The following is a 21990-nucleotide window of genomic DNA, read 5'->3' as shown; positions in this document are numbered from 1 at the left end:
CGGTGCCGGAATGATCAGGTGTCCCGGGAGGTCAGCAGGCCGCTCAGCACCTCGGCCAGCGCCTCCTGGCGCAGGCTCTGCTGCTCGCGCTCCTCGCGCAGGAACTTCAGGGTGACGGTGCCCTGGGACAGCTCGTCCTCGCCCAGCAGCAGCGCCAGGCGGGCGCCGCTCCTGTCGGCCTTCTTGATGCGGCTCTTGAAGCTGCCGCCGCCGCAGTGCAGCTGGGCGCGCAGGCCGGGCAGCTCGCCGCGCAGCCGCTCGCCCAGCAGCAGGGCGGCGGCGGTGGCGCTGTCATCCATGGGCAGCAGGTAGAGGTCGAGCTCGCCGAGGGCGGACCCGGGCACCAGCGCCAGGGTCTCGAGCAGCAGCACCAGGCGCTCGATGCCCATGGCGAAGCCCACCGCCGGCGTCGGCTTGCCGCCGAGCTGCTCCACCAGGCCGTCGTAGCGGCCGCCGGCACACACGGTGCCCTGGCTGCCGAGCGCGGTGGTGGTCCACTCGAACACGGTGCGACCGTAGTAGTCGAGGCCACGCACCAGCCGCGGGTTGATCACGTATGCGATGCCGGCGGCGTCGAGCATGGCGCAGAGCGCCTCGAAGTGGGCACGGGAGTCGTCGTCCAGGTGGTCGATCAGCTTCGGCGCCCCGGCCAGCATCTCGGCCATCTCGGGATTCTTGGAATCCAGGATGCGCAGCGGGTTGCTGCCCAGGCGGCGCCGGGAGTCCTCGTCGAGCTGCGCATGGTGGCGTTCGAAGTAGGCCACCAGGGTGTCGCGGTAGGCGGCACGCGCCGCGGAGGAGCCCAGGGAGTTGAGCTCCAGGGTAACGTGCTCCGCAAGGCCCAGCTCGCGCCACAGTCGCGCCGAGAGCAGGATCACCTCGGCATCGATGTCCGGCCCCTCCAGGCCGAAGGCCTCCACGCCCACCTGGTGGAACTGGCGGTAGCGGCCCTTCTGGGGGCGCTCATGGCGGAACATCGGGCCCTGATACCAGAGCCGCTGGGTCTGGTTGTGAAGCAGGCCGTGCTCCATGGCGGCACGCACGCAGCTCGCCGTGCCTTCGGGACGCAGGGTCAGGCTGTCGCCGTTGCGGTCGTCGAAGGTGTACATCTCCTTCTCGACGATGTCGGTGACCTCGCCGATGGAGCGCTTGAACAGCGCGGTCTGCTCGACGATGGGGGTGCGGATCTCGGCGTAGCCGTAGCGGGCCAGCAGTGCCTGCACCTTGCCCTCGAAGTACTGCCACAGGGGGGACTGCTCGGGCAGCAGGTCGTTCATGCCGCGGATGGCCTGGATCTTCTTCTTGCTACTGTCAGACTTGCTCAACGCTTGCTCCTTGATGGGTCGCCGCTGCGATCTCTGCGATTCAGCCGCGGGCGATCATGTCCTGCTCGGCCTGCTCCTTCTCGCGCACCTTGTCGCGGATCAGCCGCTCCAGGTCATCGACCAGGTGGTCGTTGCGCAGCTTGGAGGCCGGCTTGCCGTCGATGTAGACGAGGTTGGCCGGCGAGCCGCCGGTGAGGCCGATGTCGCTCTCCTTGGCCTCGCCCGGGCCGTTGACCACGCAGCCGATCACCGAGACGTCCAGCGGCGTCCTGACGTCCTCGAGGCGCTCCTCCAGGGCGTTCATGGTGCCGATGACGTCGAAGTTCTGGCGCGAGCAGCTGGGGCAGGCGATGAAGTTGATGCCCTTGGCGCGCAGGCGCAGGCTCTTGAGCATGTCGAAGCCGACCTTGATCTCCTCCACCGGGTCGGCGGCGAGCGACACCCGGATGGTGTCGCCGATGCCGTCCATCAGCAGCAGGCCGAGGCCGATGGAGGACTTGACGGTGCCAGAGCGCAGCCCGCCCGCCTCGGTGATGCCCAGGTGCAGCGGCTGCTCGATCAGGCCGGCCAGCTTGCGGTAGGCGGCCACCGCCATGAACACATCGGAGGCCTTGACGCTGACCTTGTACTCCTGGAAGTCGAGGCGGTCGAGGTGGTCGATATGGCGCATGGCGGACTCGACCAGCGCATCCGGGGTGGGCTCGCCGTACTTCTTCTGCAGGTCCTTCTCGAGCGAACCGGCGTTGACGCCGATGCGAATCGGGATGCCGTTGTCCCGGGCGGCGCTGACCACGGCGCGCACGCGCTCCTCCCTGCCGATATTGCCGGGGTTGATGCGCAGGCAGTCGACGCCGAGCTCGGCGACGCGCAGGGCGATCTTGTAGTCGAAGTGGATGTCGGCCACCAGGGGCACCGACACCTCACGCTTGATCTTGCCGAAGGCCTCGGCGGCATCCATGTCGGGCACCGAGACGCGCACGATGTCGGCGCCGGCCTCCTCGAGGCGGCGGATCTGCGCCACGGTGGCGGCCACGTCCAGGGTGTTGGTGTTGGTCATGCTCTGCACGGAGATAGGGGCATCACCCCCGACCGGGACCTGGCCGACGTGGATCTGGCGTGACTTGCGACGAACGATGGGGGATGGGGCGTGCATGGTGACGGTCAATCTCCCAGGGTGAAACGAGCGACGTTGTTGGCGCCGGCGCGGGCCGCGAGGTCCACGGCTTCGCCTGCCCAGATCAGCTCGACGCCGGTGGCGTTGCCCACGGTCAGGCGGAAGGGCGGTTCGCCTTCGACGCTCGCCGTGGTGCCGGGTTCCTGCAGGCCGACGAAGATGCGCTGGTTGTTGGCATCGAAGATCTCGGTCCAGGACTGCTCGTTGAAGGTCAGCTCCAGCTGACGCGGGTCGGTGGCGCTGGCTTCCTCCTCCATGGGAGCTTCATCGATGGCGGCCTCGTCGACCATCTCGGGCTCGGCATCGGCCAGTGCCAGGGCGCTGTCGGCGTCGACGTCGGCGGGGGCATCGGCCAGGGCGTCGGGGTCTTCCACCAGGCCCAGGCCCTCACCCTCCTCGGGCAGCGGCGGCAGGCTCTCGGTGGCCGGGGCCTCGGTCACCGCGGGGGCCTCGGGCTCGGCAATGGTGGTGGTGGTGCCATCCAGGCCGTCCACGGCCACCGGGCTGCTGTCGCCGATGCCGGGGGGCTCGTTGCCGCCGCGGCTCTGCCACCACATCAGGGTCAGGCCGAGCAGGCCGGCGATCACCAGCAGAGTGACCAGCCGGAACAGCCAGGCGCCGATGCGCGACGGCGGCCGGGTGACCTGCACCGGGGCGATTCGCCGTTCGAGCTCCTCACCGCCCGAGCGGGCGCGATAGGCCGCCAGCACCGGCCCCTCGTCGATGCCGAGCAGATGGGCGTAGGCGCGCAGGTAGCCGCGCCGATAGGTGGCGACCGGCACCTCCTCATAGTTGTCCTCTTCCAGCCCGCGAATCACCGCCGGGCGCAGGTTGAGCGCAGTGGCTACCTCGGTGATCGAGAGGCCCTGGGATTCCCGCTCCTGCCTGAGCTGTTCGCCCGGTGAGGCCGAAATGGCAGTATCCGCGGGGTCCGGTGTCTGGGTGTCGCTCATGGCTGAGCATCCTTCGTCTAGAGTCTTGGATCAGGGCGTGCCGGAGCGGCCGTCCAGTTGTTCGGAATAGAAGGCCGCCGAGGCCCGGTCGCCGCGGGCCTCGGCGATCTGACGTGCCAGGCGCAGCGCCTCGGGGTTCGGGCCGGCCAGGCGAATCAGGGTGTCGATCTGCTGCTGGGCGAGCTCATGGTTGCCGGCGGCATACTCGAGCTCGGCCCGGGTGAAATAGCTGCGCGGATTGCGCGGGTCGATGCTCTGGGCGCGCTCGAGGCTCTGCCGGGCCGCCTCGAGGTCGCCCAGCTCGCGCTGGCACTGCCCCAGGTTGGCGAAGAGCTGGGCCCGGGCCGGGTACTGGGCATCGTTCGAGGCCAGCTCGAGCTGCTCGCAGGCCTCGCGGATGCGGCCCTGATCATAGAGGAAGGCCGCATAGTTGTTGCGCCCCCGAGTGAAGTCGCGATTCGCCGAGAGCGCACGGCGGAAGGTCTCGTCGGCCAGCTGACGCTCGCCCTGGCGCTGGTAGACCATGGCCATGGCCTGCAGCGCCTCCGGGTCGTTGGGGGCGATGGCCAGGGCGCGGTCCAGGGCCCCCATGGCGCGCTGCAGGTTGTCGCGCTCCAGGTAGGCCACGCCCAGTTGGGTGTGGGCATCGGCGGGGTTGGTGTCACGCTCGCTGCCGGCCAGCCCCTGGGTCTGGGTGGCACAGCCGGCGAGCCACAGGGTGCCCAGCAGCAGGGCCAGGGTGGGCAGCCGTGAGGTTCCTGGCAGGCGAGTACGGCGCGTCATGGTGTTCTCCCCAGGGTCGACACGAGGCCTCCGGCGGCTGGCCGCGGGCAGGCGGGGGCGATCAAAAGCCTGACCATCAAAGCGTTGTGACCTGTTGAAGTCAAGGCGGCCTGCCCGCTCAGTCGGCGTCGATCTGGATCGACTGGATATAGCGCTCGTGGCGCCTGGTGCGATCCTTGACCCGTCCCACCAGCTGGCCGCAGGCGGCGTCGATGTCGTCGCCGCGAGTAGTGCGGATCGGTGCGGTGTAGCCGAGCTCGTAGAGCCACTGCTGGAAGCGCACGACCTGATTGCGCGAGGGCTTCTCGTAGCCGGAGTGGGGGAAGGGGTTGAAGGGGATCAGGTTGATCTTGCAGGGCAGCTCGCGGAGCAGTTCGGCAAGCTCCTGGGCATGCTGCTGCTGGTCGTTCACGTCCTTGATCACCGTGTACTCGACGGTGACCATGCGGGTGTCGTCGCACTTGGCCAGGTAGCGGTGGCAGGCATCCAGCAGGGCACGGATGTTGTACTTGCGGTTGAGCGGCACCAGCTCGCTGCGCAGCTCGTCGTTGGCGGCGTGCAGCGAGATGGCCAGGCTCACGTCGAGCTCGTCGCCGAGCCTGTCGAGCATCGGCACCACCCCGGAGGTGGAGAGGGTGACGCGGCGCTTGGAGAGGCCGTAGCCGTTGTCGTCGAGCATCAGCTTCATGGCCGGCACGACGTTGTCGTAATTGAGCAGCGGTTCGCCCATGCCCATCATCACCACGTTGGTGACCGGGCGGTTGGCGGTGTCCTTGCGCGGGCCCACGCTGCGCTGGGCGACCCACACCTGGCCGATGATCTCGGCAGCGGTGAGGTTGCGCTGGAAGCCCTGCTTGCCGGTGGAGCAGAAGCTGCAGTCCAGCGAGCAGCCCACCTGGGAGGAGACGCACAGGGTGCGGCGCTTGCCGTTGTCGGCGGGAATCAGCACCGTCTCGACGTAGCTGCCATCCTCGACCTCCAGCACCCACTTGCGGGTGCCATCGCTGGAGGTGCCCTCGTAGACCACGCCGGGGCCGCGGATCTCGGCGACGTCGGCGAGCTTGGCGCGCAGCGCCTTGGAGAGGTTGGTCATGGCCGCGAAGTCGTCACAGCCCTCGTGGTGAATCCACTTCATCACCTGGGCGGCACGGAACTTCTTCTCACCGATGGAGAGGAAGAAGGCTTCCATCTCCTCGCGAGACATGCCGAGCAGGTTGGTCTTCTGGGGTGCGGTATCTGCGGTCATGGCGATCAGCGGGTCTGGAAAGGGAGGGGCAGGGGAGGCGGGGGCTAGGCCCCCGCCCGGGGGTGACGCGATCAGCGCGGGCAGATCTCGTCGGCACCAAAGAAATAGGCGATCTCGCGCTCGGCGGACTCGGGGGAGTCGGAGCCGTGCACGGCGTTGGCGTCGATGGTCTCGGCGAAGTCGGCGCGGATGGTGCCCGGCGCGGCTTCCTTGGGGTTGGTGGCCCCCATCAGCTCACGGTTCTTGGCGACGGCGTCCTCGCCCTCGAGCACCTGGACCACCACCGGGCCGGAGGTCATGAAGCCGACCAGGTCCTTGAAGAAGGGGCGCTCCTTGTGCTCGGCGTAGAAGCTGCCGGCCTTGTCGTCGTCCAGGTGCAGCATCTTGGCGGCGACGACCTGGAGGCCGGCCTTCTCGAAGCGGGCGATGATCTCGCCGATGGCGTTCTTGGCAACGGCGTCGGGCTTGATGATGGACAGGGTGCGCTGGGTAGCCATGGGCATGTCTCCAGTAGGGGATGAGGGGGTGGAGGAATAGCGCCGCGCCGCCCGTGGGCTCCCGGATCGGAGCGTGGGCGGCGCGGTGAATCTGATGAAGCTCGGCGGCTGACGCCGATTGGGCGCGGATTATACCGCTCCGGGGCGGCGTTGAACAATCGTCGCTGATTGCGAGGCGCTGACCCGGCGACCTCGTGGTTTAGACCGTAAAGCTCTCGCCGCAGCCGCACTGGTCCTTGACGTTGGGGTTGTTGAAGCGGAAGAAGCGGTTGAGCCCCTCGTTGACGTAGTCCACCTCGCTGCCGTCGAGCATCTCCAGCGCCTCGGGGGCGACGAAGACCCGGACGCCGTGCTCCTCGAAGCAGGTGTCGTCGTCGGCGGCCTGGTCGGCGAAGTCGAGCACGTAGCTGTAGCCGGAGCAGCCGCTGGGCTTGACCGAGACGCGCAGGCCGAGGCCCTCGCCGCGCTCGGCGAGCACCCGGCGGATCTGGTCGGCGGCGGCGGGGGTGATGGTCAAATGCGCCATGGGTCTCTCCTGGGGTCGGTGGAATGGCCGTGAGTCGGTGGATGGGCCTGGGACGGTGCTAGATCGCCTGGCGACGCAGCCCGGTCAGGGCGTGGCGCAGCGCGGAAAGCGCCGTGTCGATGTCCGCTTCGGTGGTGAAGCGCCCGAAGCTGAAGCGCAGCGAGGCCAGCGCCAGCGACCGCGGCAGGCCGATGGCCTTCAGTACATAGGACGGCTCCACGCTCGCCGAGTTGCAGGCGGAGCCGGTGGAGAGGGCCAGGTCGCGCAGTGCCATCAGCAGCGACTCGCCGTCGACGCCCTCGAAGGCCAGGTTGAGGATGTTGGGCACCGCCACCTCCACCGCGGTATTGCGGTGGATGCCGTCGAGATCCGCCAGGCCCGCCAGCAGGCGGTCGCGCAGGGCGGTGATGCGCGCCTGGTCGGCCTCGCCCTCGGCGCCGGCCAGGGCGAAGGCCTCGCCCATGCCGACGATCTGGTGGGTGGCCAGGGTGCCGGAGCGCATGCCGCGCTCGTGGCCGCCGCCGTGGATCAGCGCCTCCAGGCGGATGTCCGGGTCGCGCCGGACGTAGAGGGCGCCGATACCCTTGGGGCCGTAGGCCTTGTGGCCGGAGAGCGACATCAGGTCGATGCCGAGTCGCTCGACGTTGAGGTCCAGGCGCCCCACCGCCTGGGCGGCATCCACGTGGAAGAGCGCGCCGCCGGCGTGGGCCACCTCGGCAAGCGCCGCCAGGTCGTGGATCACGCCCAGCTCGTTGTTCACCGCCATCAGCGACACCAGCACGGTGTCCTCACGCATCGCCTCGCGCAGCTGCTCGGGCGTGACGCGGCCGTCGCGCCCCGGGGTGAGCCAGGTCACCTCGAAGCCCTCGCTCTCGAGGGCGTGGGCGGTATCCACCACCGCCTTGTGCTCGATGATGGAAGTCACCAGGTGGCGGCCGCGGTGGCGGTTGGCCCGCAGGTAGCCGATCAGCGCCAGATTGTCGGCCTCGGTGGCGCCGCTGGTCCAGACGATCTCGCGGGGATCGGCGCCGATCAGGTCGGCCACCTGGCGGCGAGCATTCTCCACCGCCTGCTCCGCCTGCCAGCCCAGCATATGGCTGCGCGAGGCGGGGTTGGCGAAGATGCCATCGAGGGTCAGGTGGCGGCTCATCAGCTCGGCGACACGGGGGTCGACGGGCGTGGTGGCGGCGTAGTCGAGATAGACGGGTGTGGTCATGGACTCGGGTATCGTGTCGCTCGGTGGGGCGCCTTCAGGGCGCCGAGGCGAAAACGTCGCCGGCGTCCAGGCGCTCGCGCTGGCGGTCGGCGATCTTCTGGACCTCCTGGCGGGCCGCGAGCTGCCCCAGGGTGATGCCTTCCAGGAAGCCGTGAATCTGCTCGGAGAGCTCGCACCACAGGTGGTGGGTCAGGCAGGTGTCGCCCTGCTGGCAGTCGGAGAGCCCGCCGCAGCGGGTGGCATCCACCGACTCGTCCACCGCGTCGATCACCCGGGCCACCGAGATGGTCTCCGGCGCCCTGGCCAGCAGATAGCCACCGCCGGGGCCGCGCACGCTGGCCACCAGCTCGGCTCGTCGCAGCCGTGCGAACAGCTGCTCCAGGTAGGAGAGCGAGATCTCCTGGCGCTTCGAGATGTCGGCCAGACTGATCGGCCCCGCCTGGGCGTGCATGGCCAGGTCGAGCATGGCGGTAACGGCGTAGCGTCCCTTGGTGGTCAGGCGCATGGCGACCTCGGCGCCGAACGGGTCGGCGGTCGGTGAACGGGCGCTCCGCTGCGGAGCGTGGTCAAGCAAGCATTATGGTAAAGACCGAGTGCTATGGTCAACCATTGGTGCCGCGGCCGTCGTCGCCCTTGGTGGTCGCCGGTGCTTCCCTGGCGGCCGGCGCCTTCTCGGGCATGGCGCAGGCGTCGGCATCGTCGAGGATGTCGGCGAAGTCCTCGTCGCGCAGCTCCGGCAGGCGGCCGTCGCGATAGCTGGCATCCACCTTGCGCAGGGTCTGGCACATGCGCTCGATGCGCTCGTCCACCGCGTGCATGTGATCGAGCATCGCCTGGATCGAGCGCGCCACCGGGTCCGGCATGTCCTCGCTGATGCCGTAGGCGTCGAAGCCGAACTTGCGGCGCATCGCCTCGCGGCGTTCGGGGTCCACTTCCAGCACCTCGGCGGCGTCGGGCTCGGTGCGCTTGACGATCTTGCCGGGGATGCCCACCACGGTGGCGCCGGCGGGCACCTCCTTGGTGACCACGGCGTTGGAGCCGATCTTGGCGCCGGCGCCCACGGTGAAGGGACCGAGAATCTTGGCCCCGGCCCCGACGATCACGCCATCGGCGAGGGTCGGGTGGCGCTTGCCCTTGTTCCAGCTGGTGCCGCCCAGGGTCACGCCCTGATAGAGGGTGACGTCGTCACCCACCTCGGCGGTCTCGCCGATCACCACGCCCATGCCGTGATCGATGAAGAAGCGCCGGCCGATCCTGGCGCCCGGATGGATCTCGATGCCAGTGAGCCAGCGCGAGAAGGTGGAGAGGCTGCGGGCCAGCCACTTGAGGTTCTTCCGCCACAGCCAGTGGCTCAGGCGGTGGATCAGCAGGGCGTGCAGGCCCGGGTAGTTGGTCAGCACTTCCAGGAAGTTGCGCGCCGCCGGGTCGCGGTCGAAAACGCTGTTGATGTCCTCACGCAGACGTTGAAACATGCAGCGGTCCTTGGGGTGGGGGGCAGGGCGGCATCCGCCGCGGGCAATGGTCTCAGTGTGGGGGCGCGGTAGGCCTCCTTCAAGGCACGGCCTCGGGCGTCATCCTGGAATCGCCTCAGGTATCGTCCCGGGGCGGGGCCAGCTTCTCGGTATCGGAGAGGATGCCGCGCAGGATGTTGAGCTCCATGCGCTCGGGGCGTGCCCGCAGGGTGAAGCGGCGCAGGCGGGCCATCAGCTGGCGCGGCATGGCCGGGTCATGGAAGCCGATGGCGATCAGGGTGCGCTCCAGGTGGGCGAAGTAGTGCTCCAACTCCTCGTGGGTGGCCAGCGCCTGCCCGGGCTCCTCGGCGGGAGCCTCTTCGCCTGCCAGCCAGGCCAGGCGGCACTCGTAGGCGAGCACCTGCACGGCGGCGGCCAGGTTCAGCGAACTGAAGTCGGGGTTGGTGGGGATGTGCACGTGGGCGTGGCAGCGCTGCAGCTCGGCGTTGGTCAGGCCGCTGTCCTCGCGGCCGAAGACCAGGGCGACCCGGGCGCCGTCGCCGGCCAGCTCCGCCGGCAGTCGGCCGCCCAGCTCGCGGGGGGTGATCATCGGCCAGGGCAGGGTGCGCGAACGGGCGCTCGCCCCCACCACCAGGGTGCAGTCGGCGACCGCCTGCTCCAGGGTCTTGGCCACCCGGGCGCCGTTGACCAGGTGGTCGGCGCCGGAGGCCCGCGATACGCTGTCGGCGGTGACCGGCTCGCAGCGGGGTGCCACCAGGGCCAGGTCGGCCAGCCCCATGTTGTGCATGGCGCGGGCGACGCCGCCGATGTTGCCGGGGTGGCTGGTGCCGATCAGGACGATACGGATACGGTCGAGCATGAGGGTTCCCTGGGGCGAAATGAATCGGGCCGATGAATCTGGGCGACAGAGTCTAGCATGTTGCAACGCCTCTGCCGCCGGGCCGGTCGCGCGCCGGCGTGGCGCAATCGGGCCGCGTCTGCTAGGATTCGCGCCGACCGTTCCAGCCGAACGCTTTCACGAACCTCCCCGTTCTTTAACACCACCGACTCCCCAAGGCCCGATCATGCATCCGATGGTCCAATATGCGCTGCGCGCCGCGCGCAGCGCCGGCGAACAGTTCCTGCGCATTCGCGAGCGTATCGAGAATGCCCACGAAGAGAGCAACCTCGACCGCCTGCTCGAGGACGCCGCCCGCAACGCCGAGTCGCTGATCGTGAATCAGCTCTCCCGCGGCTACCCCCAGCACGGCGTCGTCGGCCGCTTCACGCCCCACCGTGCCGGTGAGGGTGAGGGCAGCGACACCCTGTGGAAGATCGAACCCTTCCACGGCTACTCCAACCTCGGCGTGGCCGCCTCCGGCTTTGCGCTGTCGGTGGTCTGCCTGATCAAGGGCCGCCCGGAGCATGCGGTGGTGATCTGCCCCTTCAGTGATGACGAGTACCTGGCCAGTCGCGGCCGCGGTGCCCAGCACAACGGCAAGCGCATCCGCGTGCCCAAGACCCACGCCGTGGGCGGCGCCCGCATCGCCATGGGGCTGCCGGAGACCTGGCTGCGCCCGCGCAACCTGCCGGCCTACCTGACCCTGGTCCAGCAGCTGGGCCCGATCATCGAGGTGCAGCGCGCCTCGGGCAGCGGCCTGCTGGATCTGGCCGAGCTGGCCGCCGGTCGCGCCGATGCCGCCTTCGTGCTGGGCCTGGAGGAGCAGGACATGCACGTGGGCAGCCTGCTGCTCAAGGAGACCGGTGCCCTGATGGGGACCCCGGACGGTCAGCCCAGGGTCGAGGTGGAAGGCCAGCTGATGGCCGCGGGCCCGCGCCTCTACAAGGCCCTGGTGCAGCAGCTCAAGCCGCACTTCTAGGCCGCACGCCCGGCGTGGCGAGGCCATAACGAAAACCCCCGCAGGGATGCCCTGCGGGGGTTTTCTGTTTCTGCGTGAAGCCAGAGGCGTGTGCCCGGGTCAGGGCAGCTCCTCCTCGGCCTCGGCGTCCTCCTTCTTGGCGGGGATCAGGTCCTCGCGCTGCAGCTTCACGGCGATCAGCAGGGCCGCGGCCACGTAGATGGAGGAGAAGGTCCCCACCACCACGCCGATGATCAGGGCGATGGAGAAGTGGTGGATCATGTCGCCGCCCAGCAGCAGCAGCGCCATCAGCACCAGCAGGGTGGTACCGGACGTCGCCAGGGTGCGCGACAGGGTCATGTTGATCGCTTCGTTGAAGATCGCCGGCATGTCGTCGATGCGCGACTTGCGGATCGTCTCGCGGATGCGGTCGTAGACCACGATGGTGTCGTTGAGCGAGTAGCCGATCACCGCCAGCAGCGCCGCCAGCACGGTGAGATCGAAGTCGAGCTGGAACAGCGAGAAGATGCCGACCACGATGATCACGTCGTGCATCAGCGCCAGCAGGGCGCCGATGGCGAACTTGTACTGGAAGCGGAACGCCACGTAGAGCATCACGATGCCCAGCGCCACCAGCAGGCCGAGGCCCGACTGGTCGCGCAGCTGCTCGCCCACCTGGGCGCCGACGAACTCGGCGCGCACCAGCTCGACGCTGTCGCCGCCGGAGCGCAGCAGCTGCACCACGCGATCGCCCACCTCGGGGTCGAAGGCCTGCTGCAGGCGGATCAGCACCTCGGTGGAGGCGCCGAAGGTCTGCACCGAGACGTCGCGGAACTCGGCGGCCTCCAGGGTCTGGCGCACGGCCTCAAGCGAAGGCGCCACGGCGTAGCGCACCTCCACCAGGGTGCCGCCGGTGAAGTCCAGCCCCAGGTTGAGCTGCTGGAACAGCAGCGAGACGATCGACGCCAGGATCAGCAGGCCGGAGATCGCGAAGGCGATCCGGCGCTTGCCCATGAAGTCGAACTGTCGGTTGATCAGGGTTTTCATGAGCACCTCTTAGATCCAGAGCTTCTTGACCGGCTTGCCGCCGTAGACGAGGTTCACCATCGCGCGGGTCACCAGCAGGGCGGTGAACAGCGAGGTGATGATCCCCAGCGACAGGGTCACCGCGAAGCCCTTGACCGGGCCGGTGCCGATCGAGAACAGGATCACCGCCACCAGCAGGGTAGTGATATTGGCATCGACGATGGAGGTGAAGGCGCGCTCATAGCCGGCATGGATCGCCTGCTGGACCGAGAGCCCGCCGCGCAGCTCCTCGCGTATGCGTTCGAAGATCAGCACGTTGGCGTCCACCGCCATCCCCAGGGTCAGCACGATGCCGGCGATGCCGGGCAGGGTGAGGGTGGCACCGAGCAGCGACATGGCCGCCATCAGCAGGGTCAGGTTCAGCGCCAGAGCCACGTTGGCGATGATGCCGAACACCTTGTAGCGGATCAGCATGAAGAGCACCACCAGCAGCAGGCCGATCTGCACCGACATCACGCCGCGCTTGATGTTCTCGGCGCCCAGGCTCGGGCCAATGGTGCGCTCCTGCACGAAGTAGATCGGCGCGGCGAGCGAACCGGAACGCAGCAGCAGGGCGAGCTCGGCGGCCTCGGTGGGCGAATCGAGCCCGGTGATACGGAAGCTGTTGCCCAGCGCGCTCTGGATGGTGGCCAGGCTGATCAGGCCGCGTTCGGTGTAGGGCTCGCGGACGATCACCTCCTCGCCGTCGACCACCTCCACGCGGTCGCGGGTCTTGTGCTCGATGAAGAGCACCGCCATGTTGCGGCCGATGTTGGTGCGGGTGGCGCGATTCATCAGGGTGCCGCCGGTGCCGTCCAGGTTGATGTTGACCTGGGGGCGACCGTTCTCGTCGAAGCTGCGGCTGGCGCTGGAGACGCTGTCACCGGTGATGATGACGTCGCGCATCAGGTCGGCGGTGCGGGATTCGTCGTTGCGGAACGCGAAGGTCTCGGTCTCGGCGTCCGGGGTGTCCGGGCGCGCCTCGAGGCGGAACTCCAGGTTGGCGGTGGCACCCACCACCCGCTTGGCGGCCACGGTGTCCTGCACGCCGGGCAGCTCCACCACGATGCGGTCGGGGCCCTGGCGCTGCACCATGGGTTCGGCCACGCCCAGCTCGTCGACCCGGTTACGCAGGGTAGTGAGGTTCTGGTTGACCGCGTAGTCCTGGATTTCGTTGACCGCCTGGTCGGTGAGGGTCATGGCCAGCGCCGCGCCGCGGCCGTCGCCCACGTTCTGGTAGTCGAAGTCGCGGAACTCGCGGCTGATCAGGCGGCGGGCCGCGTCGCGGTCCTCTTCGGTGGTGAAGGTCAGCGTGAGGGTGCGTCCCTCGATCTCGGTGCCGCGATAGCGGATGCGCTCGCTGCGCAGCTGCTCGCGCATGGCGCTGGCGTTGACCTCGAGGCGCTGGGTCACGGCGGCGTCCATGTCCACTTCCAGCAGGAAGTGCACGCCGCCACGCAGGTCGAGGCCCAGGGTCATGGGCGAGGCGGAGAGCGCCTGCAGCCAGGCGGGAGTGGATTCGGCGAGGTTCAGTGCCACCACGAAATCGTCGTCGAGCATGGCGGCGATGCGATCGCGGGCCTGGAGCTGCTCGTCGGCGTCGGCGAGGCGGATCAGCACGCTGCTGGCGTCGCGCTCGACGGCCTTGATGGTGATGCCGGCGTCACTCAGGGCGCGCTGGACGCGCTCCAGCTCGCCGTCATCGATGGTGGTGTCGCCGCTGGCGCTGCTGATCTGCACTGCCGGGTCTTCGGGGTAGAGATTGGGCAGCGAGTAGATGAGGCCGGCGGCGAGGACGATCAGTATCAGCAGATACTTCCACAGTGGGTAACGGTTGAGCATGCGAGCCCTGCCCTCAGGTTGCTGACAACGTTTTCTGACAACGTGCGTTGCGGACGTTAGGAGGATGACGTCTAGAACGTCATGATCGCCGCGGGGGTGCCGCGGCGATCAGAAGCGGCCCCGCCGCGAGGGGCGGGGCCGGAAGGGCACGGCTCAGATGGCCTTGATGGTGCCCTTGGGCAGCACCGCGGCCACGGCGTTCTTCTGCACGTTGATCTGGGTGCCTTCGGCGATCTCCATGGTCAGGAATTCGCTGTCGTCGCTCACCTTGGTGATGCGGCCCAGCACGCCACCGCCGATGACGATCTCGTCACCCTTGGAGAGGCTTCCGATCAGCTGCTTGTGCTGCTTGGCGCGCTTGGCCTGGGGGCGCCACAGCAGGAAGTAGAAGATCAGCACGAAGCCGAGCAGCATGACGATCTGGGCCATGCCGCTGCCGGCAGCGGCATCCTGGGCGTAGGCCGGAGCGATGAAGAAATCCAGCATGGGTGGGTGTCTCCTGGTTGGTATGAACAGTTGGCATGAAAGGTCGGGATGGGTAAGGGGTGCTGCCCGCCTGGGCGTGGCAGTCTCGTCCGGTGTCGGGCCGCCAGGGGCCGGCACCGGACGCTATCAATTCGGGGCGGGAGGCACCGGCAGGCCGCGCCGTGCGTAGAAGCCTTCCACGAAGTTGGCCAATGTACCCGCTTCGATGGCACCGCGCAAACCGGCCATCAGGCGCTGGTAATGGCGCAGATTGTGGATGGTGTTGAGCATCGAGCCGAGCATCTCGCCGCAGCGGTCCAGGTGGTGGAGGTAGGCCCGGGAGAAGTGCTGGCAGGTGTAGCAGTCGCACTCGTCGTCCAGCGGCCGGGTATCGAAGCGATGCTTGGCGTTGCGGATCTTCACCGTGCCATCAAAGGTGAACAGGTGGCCGTTCCTGGCGTTGCGGGTCGGCATCACGCAGTCGAACATGTCGACCCCGCGGCGCACCCCTTCCACCAGATCCTCCGGCTTGCCGACGCCCATCAGGTAGCGGGGCTTCTCCGCCGGCATCCAGGTGGGCAGGTAGTCGAGGGTCCGGATCATCTCCTCCTTGGGCTCGCCTACCGAGAGGCCGCCGATGGCCAGGCCGTCGAAGCCGATGTCGAGCAGTCCCTTGAGCGACTGCTCGCGCAGCTCGGGGTACATGCCGCCCTGGATGATGCCGAACAGCGCCGAGGGGGAATCACCATGGGCGTCCCGCGAGCGCTGCGCCCAGCGCAGGGAGCGCTCCATGGAGAGGCGCGCCTCCTTCTCGGTGGCCGGGTAGGGGGTGCACTCGTCGAAGATCATCACCACATCGGAGCCCAGCGAACGTTGTACCGCCATGGACTCCTCGGGCCCCATGAACACCTTGGCGCCGTCCACCGGCGAGCGGAAGTGCACCCCCTGCTCGGTGATCTTGCGCATGGCGCCGAGCGAGAAGACCTGGAAGCCGCCGGAGTCGGTGAGGATCGGCTTGTGCCACTGGGCGAAGTCGTGCAGGTCGCCGTGGGCTTCGATCACCTCCGTGCCCGGGCGTAGCCAGAGGTGGAAGGTGTTGCCGAGGATGATCTCGGCGCCGATCTCCTCCACCGACACCGGGGTCATGCCCTTGACGGTGCCGTAGGTGCCCACCGGCATGAAGGCGGGGGTCTCCACCGTGCCGCGGGGAAAGGTGAGGCGGCCGCGGCGCGCCCGGCCATCGCTGGCCAGGCGCTCGAAGGTCATGAAGCATTCGTTACGCATGAGGGGTCTCGGCGCTCTTGCGGGTTAGAAACATCGCGTCGCCATAGCTGAAGAAGGCGTAGCGTTCGGCCACCGCCTCGCGGTAGGCCGCCATGGTGGTGTCGAAGCCGGCAAACGAGGAAACCAGCATCAGCAGGGTGGACTCCGGCAGGTGGAAGTTGGTGATCAGGGCGTCCACGCAGCGCCACTCGTAGCCCGGGTAGATGAAGATGTCGGTCTCGCCGCGGTAGGGGGCGATCTCGCCGGTGGCACTCTTCATGCAGGCGCTCTCCAGGCAGCGCACGCTGGTGGTGCCCACGGCGATCACCCGGCGGCCGGCGGCCCGGGCGGCGCGCACCTTGGCGCAGACCTCTTCGTCCACCTCAAGCCATTCGCTGTGCATGACGTGCTCACGGATATCGTCCACGCGCACCGGCTGGAAGGTGCCGGCGCCCACGTGCAGGGTGACGAAGGCGCGGTCTACCCCCTTCGCGGCAAGCGCCTCGAGCAGCGGCTCGTCGAAGTGCAGCCCCGCGGTGGGGGCGGCCACGGCGCCGGCGCGGCGGGCGTAGACGGTCTGGTAGCGCTCGCGGTCGGTGCTCTCGTCCTCGCGGTCGATATAGGGCGGCAGCGGCATATGGCCGTGCGCCTCGAGCAGCGTGATCAGCGGCGTCTCGCCGAGGAAGCGCAGCTCGAAGAGGGCATCGCGGCGCCCCTCCACCACGGCGCGGATGCCGCCCTCGAAGATCAGCTCGGTGCCGGGCCTCGGCGACTTGCTCGAGCGCAGGTGGGCCAGGCCGCGGTGGGCGTCCAGCGGGCGCTCCAGCAGCATCTCGACCTTGCCGCCGCTGGCCTTGTGGCCGTGCAGCCGCGCCGGGATCACCCGGGTGTCGTTGAACACCAGCAGGTCGCCGGGCTCGAGCAGCTCGAGGAGGTCGGGGAAGCGGTGATGGGCCAGCTTGCCGCTCTCGCCGTCGACGCACAGCAGGCGACAGTCGCTGCGCTGCTCGGAGGGGTAGCGGGCAATCAGCTCGTCGGGGAGCTCGAAGTGGAAGTCGGCGCGCTGCATGGCGGGTATCGGGATCCGGTGGCTCGGGGCAAGCCGCCTAGGATACCGGCTCGATCGGGGGAAGTCAGGACCCAGATTGACCTGCTGAAGGGCCCACGTATAATGCGTCACGCGTTGCCGGCGTGGCGGAATTGGTAGACGCAGCGGATTCAAAATCCGCCGGGGGCAACCTCTTGTCGGTTCGAGTCCGACCGCCGGTACCAGCGTGACGCTTCATCAGGTCAGACTTCCAGAACAGCCGCCTTCGGGCGGCTGTTTGCGTTTATGCGGGCCCTTCCGTCGGCGCCCCCCGGGCTCGCGGTGCCGGGCGCGGCGGGGTATCGTGAGTGGCACATACCATGTCCCTGCTAATGGAGTCAGCATGAGCGATCACGCCTACGTTCCGCCCCGGGTATGGCAGTGGGAGCAGCCCAGCGGCGGCAAGTTCGCCAGCATCAACCGCCCCATCGCCGGGCCCACCCACGACAAGGCGCTGCCGGTGGGCAAGCACCCGCTGCAGCTCTACTCCATGGGCACGCCCAACGGGGTCAAGGTCACGGTGATGCTGGAGGAGCTGCTGGCGCTGGGCCATGCCGGCGCCGAGTACGACGCCTGGCTGATCCGCATCGGCGATGGCGACCAGTTCGGCAGCGGCTTCGTGGCGGTCAACCCCAACTCCAAGATCCCGGCGCTGATGGACCACACCGTCGACCCGCCCCAGCGGGTCTTCGAGTCCGGGTCGATCCTGCTCTACCTGGCCGAGAAGTTCGGCGAATTCCTGCCGGGCGCCCCTGCCGAGCGCACCGAGACCCTCAGCTGGCTGTTCTGGCAGATGGGCAGCGCTCCCTACCTGGGCGGCGGCTTCGGCCACTTCTACGCCTATGCCCCGGAGAAGTTCGAGTACCCCATCAACCGCTTTGCCATGGAGGCCAAGCGCCAGCTCGATGTGCTGGACCGTCGCCTGGCCGAGAGCCGCTACCTGGGGAGCGACGCCTACAGCATCGCCGATATCGCCACCTGGCCCTGGTATGGGCAGCTGGCGCTGGGGCGGCTCTACGATGCCGGGGAGTTCCTGCAGGTGCAGGAGTATCGGCACCTGCGGCGCTGGGCCGAGGAGATCGACGCCCGGCCAGCGGTACAGCGCGGGCGCATGGTGAATCGCACCTTCGGGGAGCCCTCGGAGCAGCTCCACGAGCGCCATGACGCCGGCGACTTCGCGACGCGCACCCAGGACCGGCTCGAGCCCGGGAGCTGAGGGCCGGCGAGCCGCGTGGCGTGCTGCCCCACGCCGCGGTGAAGGGAACCGTCTGGCAGGACGGCAGTCGGTGAGGGAGGCCCGGTCATCGAGGCCGCCCTGCCAACGAAGCCAAGGAGTGTGCTTGATGAGTTCCAGTGACGCGCCCTCGCCGTCCGCAACGCCCCTTCGCCGCCATCACCGCCCCAGCGGGCTTTCAGACCGGTTTGCCTACCGGTTGGTGCGCTTCATGCGTTTCTTCGCCGACCTCTTCTTCGCCGGACGCTATGGTCATCGTGCCGTGGTGCTGGAGACGGTGGCGGCGGTGCCGGGGATGGTCGGCGGCACCCTGCAGCACCTGCGTGCGCTGCGGCGCCTGAAGGATGACGACGGTTGGATTCGGACCCTGCTCGACGAGGCCGAGAACGAGCGCATGCACCTGATGACCTTCATCGAGGTGGCGCGGCCCACCCGGCTGGAGCGGGGGCTGATCGTGCTGGCCCAGGGGGTGTTCTACAACCTCTTCTTCCTGCTCTACCTGTGTTCCAGCAGGACGGCCCACCGGGTGGTGGGCTATCTCGAGGAGGAGGCGGTGATCAGCTACACCGAGTATCTCGAGGGCATCGATAGCGGCAAGTACGAGAATATTCCGGCGCCGCAGATCGCCATCGACTACTGGAAGTTGCCGGCCGATGCGCGCCTTCGCGAGGTGGTCGAGGCGGTGAGGGCCGACGAGGCCGGCCATCGCGACGTCAATCACGATTTTGCCGACCAGATCGCCGGCGGTCGCTGAGCGCCGGGCGGTGGTGCCTGCCTCAGTTGAGGGCGGTGATGATGACCGGTGCCACGCCGCGATGGAGCATGCCGAGCTCGCGGGCGGCGCGCTTGGAGAGGTCGATGACGCGCCCCTTCACGAAGGGGCCGCGGTCGTTGATCACCACTGTGACTTCGCGGCCGGTGTCGGGCCGGGTCACGACGACTTCGGTGCCGAAGGGCAGGTCGGGGTGGGCGGCGGTCAGCTGGTTCTGGTCGAACCGCTCACCGCTGGCGGTGGCCCGCCCCTGGAACTTGTCGTGATAGAAGGAGGCGTAGCCTTCCTGGATATCGGGCTCGGCCTCATGGGCCATGGCCGCCTGGGTACCGAGGGTCAATGCGCCTGTCAGGCAGCAGGCGAGTAACAGTCTCGATCGGGTTCCCATCTGGGTTTCCTCAGGGTCTCTCGTGGTGCGGGTCGCGTATGCTGCGATGCAGCGAGTTGCCATAAGGGCGATCAAATAGTAGCCGCCTTTTCCAGGGGCGGCAAGCAGCGTTTCGAAGATCGGCGAAGATCGATGCAAGATGGCGACAATTGTGTAACTGCTTTGTTGGCGCACCCTCTACGCTGCGGTGCAGCACCAAGGCTAGCCCGCCACGCTAAGGCGCCCCGCCTCGAGAACCCCCGTTGCGCCATAGCGCCAGGGGCGGTTGTGCAGGCCGTGGCCCACCGGCAGGCCGTGGTAGAGCGGTAGCCCCAGGGGGGCCAGGGTCTCGGCGACGATCGCCTCGAGCGGCGTCTCGTCATAGGGGCGGCACCCTTCGAAGGTCCCCAGGCAGACGGCGGCCGCCTTATCGAGGGCGCCGGCCTGCACCAGCTGCCAGAGGGCGCGCTCCAGCCGGTAGTAGGGCTCGCCCACGTCCTCGAGGATCACCAGGGCGCCGGGCGGCGCGCGGAAGGCCAGCGGGGTGCCGGCGAGGCTGGCCAGGGTGATGAGGTTGCCGCCCACCAGCGGGCCTTCCCGCCGTGATGGGGCGTCGTGCCAGGCGGTGAGCGGGTAGTCGAGGGGCGCGCTGCCGCGGATCAGGGCGAGGGTCTCCTCGAACTGGCGCCGAACGACGGTGCGCTCATCCGCGGGTCCGTCGAGCAGGACGCCTGCGGCCTTGACCACCGGGCCGTGGATCGCCGGCAGCCCGTGCAGGTGGCACTGGTGGAGCAGGGCGGTGAGGTCGGAGTAGCCGATCAGCGGCTTGGGCCGGCCGGCCAGCCGCGGCCAGTCGATGCCCGCTGCCAGCTGGGCGCAGCCGAAGCCGCCGCGCACCGCCCATACCGCCTGGGTGTCGGGGTCGGCATAGGCGGCGTGGAGCTGCGCAAGGCGCCACTCCCGATCGCCCGCCAGGTAGCGGGTCCGCCGCTGCAGCGGGGCCGATCGGCGCACCGTCACCCCGAGGGACTCGAGTCCGCACACGCCCCGCTCGATGTCATCCTCGGGGGTGAAGGAGGAGGGGGCAATCAGGCTGATGGCGAGCGGCATGGCGACACGATCCGTTGGCGAGCGAAGGACCAAGGATGGCATGCCGCGCCAACGGGCGCATCTCGCCGGGACCCCCTCGCGGTACGTATCCACCCCGGACGTATCCACGCCGGGCGCATCCACGCCGGACGTATCCACGCCGGGCAGATCCCGCAGGCCGCAATGAAGACGCCCCATCCGGAGTCCGAATGGGGCGTGGGGATGGCACGCGGCTGCGACGGCGCGTGTCAGTGCCGGGGGCTTTCCTCTTCCTCCGCGAACAGCTCGGCCTTGGCGTCGCGCATGACGTCCTCGCAGGCGGCCTGCTGGGCGAGCTGGGTGAGCAGGCTCTGGGTCACGGCGAAACCCTTGCCCAGGCAGGTGTTGATCTCGTCCTCGCTCACCGCGGGTGTGACGTCGCAGTCGATCTTCAATGTCCTGCCGCCGCCGTCCAGCCGGTCGGCAAACTCGCGCAGCTGCCAGGCGATCCGCTCCTTCCAGCTGGCTGATTCTTCCGCGCCTTCGTTTACGCTAAACGTGCACCGCCATTCAGGTTTGTAGACCTTCATGTGAACCTCCGTGCTGGCTTGGAATGAATGATCGATCGTGTATTCTGCTCCGTACTGAGGGTGTTGCGCCTTCAGCATACCGGTTTCGTGCCGCCGCTGCAGTCCGCGCGTGTCGGCATGTCGTCCCCACTGCCAGGAGAGTGCCGATGGCGAGCATCTTCACCCGTATCATGCAGGGAGAGATCCCGGGCCACTTCGTTCACGAGGACGAGCAATGCGTGGTCATCATGACCATCCAGCCGATGAAGCCCGGTCATGTGCTGGTGATCCCCCGCGAGGAGGTCGACCACTGGGATGACCTGCCCGAGGCGCTCTACGTGCATCTGATGGGCGTCTCCCGGCGAGTCGCCAAGGCGATCAAGCGGGCCTTTCCCTGCCGGCGGGTCGGCATGCTGGTGGTGGGCCTCGAGGTGCCCCACGTGCATATCCACCTGACCCCGCTCGACGAGATGAGCGACATCCAGGTCGTCGACCTGCCCATGGCCGACCCGGCCGACCTGGCGGCGGCCGCCGAGACGCTGCGTGCGGCCCTTGGCTAGCAGCCTGCCGGGCAGGCGCGAGGGGCGGTGGCGTCGCCTGCTGCGCGCCGGTCTGGCGGCCGGCACGCTGGGCCTGCTCGGTGGCTGTGCGGCCCTGGCGCCGTCGCCGCCGGCGGACCAGAGCAACGTCTGCGAGATCTTCCGCGAGCAGCCGCGCTGGTACGACTACGCCCGGGAGTCCGAGGCGCGCTGGGGGACCCCCATCGCCACCCAGATGGCCTTCATCCAGCAGGAGTCCTCGTTCCAGAGCCATGTGCGCCCGCCGCGCCAGCGCTACCTGGGCTTCATCCCGGGGCCGCGCCCCTCCTCGGCGCGGGGCTATGCCCAGGCCCTGGACCCGGTGTGGGGGGAGTATCGCGACGAGGCCGGCGGCACCCTGGCCCGGCGCAGCCACATGAAGCATGCCACCGACTTCATCGGCTGGTACAACGCGCGCAGCCAGCGGCAGGCCGGTATCTCGCTGAACAACCCCGAGCACCTCTACCTGGCCTATCACGAGGGGGCCGGTGGCTATCAGCGCGGCACCTGGCGCGGCAAGCCCGCGGTGCAGCGCGCGGCCGGCCAGGTGGCGAGCCGGGCCAGCCGCTACCAGGGGCAGCTGGCCAGCTGCGAGGCGGAGTTCCAGTGCCGGCGCTTCTACCAGGTCGGGCCCTTCTGCCGCTGAGCCC

The 21990-nt window shown here is 68.7% G+C and carries 24 protein-coding genes and 1 tRNA gene; 6 read left to right on the top strand and 19 right to left on the bottom strand.

The genetic code is table 11. The annotated features are described in order from the left end of the window. Positions 1–14: 14 nt before the first annotated feature. The 11 genes from hisS to D1793_RS10145 all read right to left on the bottom strand — a co-directional run bounded on the left by hisS (position 15) and on the right by D1793_RS10145 (position 10051). The gene (gene hisS, locus D1793_RS10195) at positions 15–1325 is read right to left on the bottom strand and encodes a histidine--tRNA ligase (protein WP_276110331.1); all 1311 of its coding nucleotides are present in this window, start codon (positions 1323–1325) and stop codon (positions 15–17) included. A gap of 40 nt (positions 1326–1365) precedes the next feature. Continuing rightward, a complete protein-coding gene (gene ispG / locus D1793_RS10190; protein ID WP_119022061.1) occupies positions 1366–2478 on the bottom strand; it encodes a flavodoxin-dependent (E)-4-hydroxy-3-methylbut-2-enyl-diphosphate synthase in 1113 nt (370 codons plus the stop codon). A gap of 8 nt (positions 2479–2486) precedes the next feature. Further along, positions 2487–3452: a RodZ domain-containing protein gene (locus tag D1793_RS10185; protein ID WP_119022060.1), complete on the bottom strand. Its 966-nt coding sequence runs from the start codon at positions 3450–3452 to the stop codon at positions 2487–2489. A 30-nt stretch (positions 3453–3482) separates the two neighbouring features. Further along, positions 3483–4235, bottom strand: a complete 753-nt coding sequence (pilW, locus tag D1793_RS10180) for a type IV pilus biogenesis/stability protein PilW (protein ID WP_119022059.1) — start codon at positions 4233–4235, stop codon at positions 3483–3485. A gap of 118 nt (positions 4236–4353) precedes the next feature. Beyond that, positions 4354–5481 (bottom strand): 23S rRNA (adenine(2503)-C(2))-methyltransferase RlmN, encoded by a 1128-nt coding sequence (gene rlmN / locus D1793_RS10175; RefSeq protein ID WP_119022058.1) that lies wholly within the window; start codon positions 5479–5481, stop codon positions 4354–4356. A 71-nt stretch (positions 5482–5552) separates the two neighbouring features. Further along, positions 5553–5978 carry a nucleoside-diphosphate kinase gene (gene ndk, locus D1793_RS10170; protein ID WP_119022057.1) on the bottom strand — a complete coding sequence of 142 codons (426 nt, stop codon included), beginning with the start codon at positions 5976–5978 and terminating at the stop codon, positions 5553–5555. A 199-nt stretch (positions 5979–6177) separates the two neighbouring features. After that, positions 6178–6504, bottom strand: a complete 327-nt coding sequence (locus tag D1793_RS10165; protein WP_119022056.1) for an iron-sulfur cluster assembly accessory protein — start codon at positions 6502–6504, stop codon at positions 6178–6180. A 58-nt stretch (positions 6505–6562) separates the two neighbouring features. After that, positions 6563–7720 (bottom strand): IscS subfamily cysteine desulfurase, encoded by a 1158-nt coding sequence (locus D1793_RS10160; protein WP_119022055.1) that lies wholly within the window; start codon positions 7718–7720, stop codon positions 6563–6565. A gap of 34 nt (positions 7721–7754) precedes the next feature. Then, positions 7755–8225: a Fe-S cluster assembly transcriptional regulator IscR gene (gene iscR / locus D1793_RS10155; protein WP_119022054.1), complete on the bottom strand. Its 471-nt coding sequence runs from the start codon at positions 8223–8225 to the stop codon at positions 7755–7757. Between the two features lie 97 nt (positions 8226–8322). Further along, positions 8323–9192: a serine O-acetyltransferase gene (cysE, locus tag D1793_RS10150; protein WP_240407647.1), complete on the bottom strand. Its 870-nt coding sequence runs from the start codon at positions 9190–9192 to the stop codon at positions 8323–8325. A gap of 115 nt (positions 9193–9307) precedes the next feature. After that, complete coding sequence (locus tag D1793_RS10145; protein ID WP_119022053.1) at positions 9308–10051, bottom strand: RNA methyltransferase; 744 nt, start codon at positions 10049–10051, stop codon at positions 9308–9310. Positions 10052–10256: 205 nt separating this feature from the next. Between D1793_RS10145 and D1793_RS10140 the strand changes: the two genes are divergently transcribed. Further along, positions 10257–11051 carry an inositol monophosphatase family protein gene (locus tag D1793_RS10140; RefSeq protein WP_119022052.1) on the top strand — a complete coding sequence of 265 codons (795 nt, stop codon included), beginning with the start codon at positions 10257–10259 and terminating at the stop codon, positions 11049–11051. Between the two features lie 99 nt (positions 11052–11150). Here D1793_RS10140 and secF read toward each other — a convergent pair whose 3' ends face one another. The 5 genes from secF to queA form a co-directional block, all read right to left on the bottom strand. Next, the gene (gene secF, locus D1793_RS10135; protein WP_119022051.1) at positions 11151–12077 is read right to left on the bottom strand and encodes a protein translocase subunit SecF; all 927 of its coding nucleotides are present in this window, start codon (positions 12075–12077) and stop codon (positions 11151–11153) included. A gap of 9 nt (positions 12078–12086) precedes the next feature. Next, complete coding sequence (secD, locus tag D1793_RS10130; protein ID WP_119022050.1) at positions 12087–13937, bottom strand: protein translocase subunit SecD; 1851 nt, start codon at positions 13935–13937, stop codon at positions 12087–12089. Between the two features lie 153 nt (positions 13938–14090). Continuing rightward, complete coding sequence (gene yajC, locus D1793_RS10125) at positions 14091–14423, bottom strand: preprotein translocase subunit YajC (protein WP_119022049.1); 333 nt, start codon at positions 14421–14423, stop codon at positions 14091–14093. Positions 14424–14549: 126 nt separating this feature from the next. Next, entirely contained in the window at positions 14550–15668 is a 1119-nt protein-coding gene (gene tgt / locus D1793_RS10120) for a tRNA guanosine(34) transglycosylase Tgt (protein WP_205527681.1), read from the bottom strand. Positions 15669–15678: 10 nt separating this feature from the next. Beyond that, on the bottom strand, positions 15679–16734 hold the full coding sequence (gene queA / locus D1793_RS10115; RefSeq protein WP_119022047.1) for a tRNA preQ1(34) S-adenosylmethionine ribosyltransferase-isomerase QueA: 1056 nt from the start codon (positions 16732–16734) through the stop codon (positions 15679–15681). 116 nt (positions 16735–16850) lie between these two features. Between queA and D1793_RS10110 the strand changes: the two genes are divergently transcribed. From D1793_RS10110 to D1793_RS10100, 3 genes are all read left to right on the top strand, one after another. After that, positions 16851–16937, top strand: a tRNA-Leu gene (locus D1793_RS10110). A gap of 158 nt (positions 16938–17095) precedes the next feature. Then, the gene (gene yghU / locus D1793_RS10105; RefSeq protein ID WP_119022046.1) at positions 17096–17968 is read left to right on the top strand and encodes a glutathione-dependent disulfide-bond oxidoreductase; all 873 of its coding nucleotides are present in this window, start codon (positions 17096–17098) and stop codon (positions 17966–17968) included. 127 nt (positions 17969–18095) lie between these two features. Next, positions 18096–18740, top strand: a complete 645-nt coding sequence (locus D1793_RS10100) for an alternative oxidase (RefSeq protein ID WP_119022045.1) — start codon at positions 18096–18098, stop codon at positions 18738–18740. Between the two features lie 22 nt (positions 18741–18762). Here the strand turns inward: D1793_RS10100 and D1793_RS10095 are convergent, their stop codons facing one another. The 3 genes from D1793_RS10095 to D1793_RS10085 all read right to left on the bottom strand — a co-directional run bounded on the left by D1793_RS10095 (position 18763) and on the right by D1793_RS10085 (position 20783). Continuing rightward, the gene (locus tag D1793_RS10095) at positions 18763–19074 is read right to left on the bottom strand and encodes a septal ring lytic transglycosylase RlpA family protein (RefSeq protein WP_240407834.1); all 312 of its coding nucleotides are present in this window, start codon (positions 19072–19074) and stop codon (positions 18763–18765) included. A gap of 273 nt (positions 19075–19347) precedes the next feature. Beyond that, positions 19348–20235 carry an LD-carboxypeptidase gene (locus D1793_RS10090; RefSeq protein WP_119022043.1) on the bottom strand — a complete coding sequence of 296 codons (888 nt, stop codon included), beginning with the start codon at positions 20233–20235 and terminating at the stop codon, positions 19348–19350. A gap of 227 nt (positions 20236–20462) precedes the next feature. Next, positions 20463–20783, bottom strand: a complete 321-nt coding sequence (locus tag D1793_RS10085) for a hypothetical protein (protein ID WP_119023650.1) — start codon at positions 20781–20783, stop codon at positions 20463–20465. Positions 20784–20929: 146 nt separating this feature from the next. Here D1793_RS10085 and D1793_RS10080 point away from each other — a divergent pair, with 146 nt between their 5' ends. Both D1793_RS10080 and D1793_RS10075 read left to right on the top strand, forming a co-directional pair. Beyond that, the gene (locus D1793_RS10080) at positions 20930–21322 is read left to right on the top strand and encodes an HIT family protein (protein WP_119022042.1); all 393 of its coding nucleotides are present in this window, start codon (positions 20930–20932) and stop codon (positions 21320–21322) included. Positions 21323–21359: 37 nt separating this feature from the next. Next, positions 21360–21986 carry a lysozyme-like domain containing protein gene (locus tag D1793_RS10075; protein ID WP_240407833.1) on the top strand — a complete coding sequence of 209 codons (627 nt, stop codon included), beginning with the start codon at positions 21360–21362 and terminating at the stop codon, positions 21984–21986. The last annotated feature ends 4 nt before the right edge of the window (positions 21987–21990 follow it).

The organism is Halomonas sp. JS92-SW72 (assembly GCF_003547075.1).
GTDB classification, from domain to species: domain Bacteria; phylum Pseudomonadota; class Gammaproteobacteria; order Pseudomonadales; family Halomonadaceae; genus Halomonas; species Halomonas alkalicola.
Note: the sequence above shows the minus strand (reverse complement) of the source record. Positions and strands in the feature narration are given on the sequence as shown.